This is a genomic window from Streptosporangium sp. NPDC023615, assembly GCF_040640155.1.
Classification (GTDB): Bacteria; Actinomycetota; Actinomycetes; order Streptosporangiales; family Streptosporangiaceae; genus Streptosporangium.
In genome coordinates, this window is record NZ_JBFABE010000182.1 from 1 (window position 1) to 1278 (window position 1278).

Consider the following 1278-nt stretch of genomic DNA (forward strand, 5'->3'; position numbering starts at 1 on the left):
GCAGCATGCCGAACCCAACACCCACGATCAAACCAACCTAACGAAGTACTACTAGTGCTCTGACCGCATACGTTCGCTGGCTTTGGGGTCGGTGATCCGGTTGGGTCTGAGTCCCCTCGGCTCGTAGAAGATCGCGAGCAGTATGTGAGGTATCAGCATGACCGGATTGTGCTGGCGGAGATCGGGCTCATCTCGATCCCCAGATCAGTAGGATCCGTGTGCGGTTGCCTCGGTCCGTGGCTGAGTCGGCGGTTGCTGCCTGGGATCGCGAGGAGTCGGGTGGAATCGGCGAGGAGAGTCACGAAGAGTAAGAACTGCGCGACGACCGCCGAGCTGGCTTTGATCGGCCTGGCGCTTACCTCGTGTGGCGTATGGAACGGCGTGGAGGTCGTCGTCGACCTGGATGTCGCCCAGATCTCGGGCCACGTGGTAAGGCGGGCTACAGCAGCGCGACTCGGCTTCGTGCCCGGCAACAAGCAGACCCCGCGACGAGGTGCCACCGGGTCTGCGAGGTTCCGTACGGTGAACGGTCTTCGAGGTGAAGGTGCTGCTGGGAGATCGGATTCGCAGGTTTCATGGGGATACCAGTACTACATTCGTAGATCTTAATTTGTTTGGCTCCGCCACAGGACGTAGTTGGTCCATCGTCGGTGCGTGACGTGCGCTCTGACCTACGATCGCGTCGTGTCCTGGGATACGGAACTGACCGCGCTGACCACGCGCATCGCCAGCCCCCTGTTCACCCGGCCCGAGCCGCGGCAGGCCTTCGCCGATCTGGTCCGTGCCCTGCTGGCCGACGTGCCTCGCAAGAACTCCTGGCAGCTGGCCGATCACATCGGCCACCCCACCGCGCACCGGTTCGAGCACCTGCTGGACCGCGCGAAATGGGACGTCCACGCCTTGCGCGACGAGGTCCGCTCCTACGTGATCACGCATCTGGGCCGCGCCGACGGCGTGCTGATCGCCGACGACACGAGCTCGATCAAGAAGGGCGACAAGTCGGACGGCGTGGCCGGCCAGTACTGCGGGCTGACCGGTCAGGTGGAGAACTGCCAGGTCATGCCCATGCTCACCTACGCCTCGAGCGCTGGGCACGCGTTCGTCAACCGGCGCCTGTACCTGCCCGAGGTCTGGGCCGGTGATCCGCAGCGGAGGGCACGGGCCGGGGTGCCCGAGCATGTGGTCTTCCGCACCAAGCCCCAGCTGGTGATCGACATGCTGATGGAGGAGCTCGCGGCCGGCACGCCGTTCCGGTACCTGTGCGCCGATGCCGGCTAC

General features: G+C 64.6%; 1 protein-coding gene. It reads left to right on the forward strand.

What is annotated here, in order from left to right; all coding sequences use genetic code 11:
* Window positions 1–684: 684 nt before the first annotated feature.
* Window positions 685–1278: IS701 family transposase (locus AB0G16_RS38790; RefSeq protein WP_362816033.1), on the forward strand; the 594-nt coding region annotated here is incomplete at its 3' end.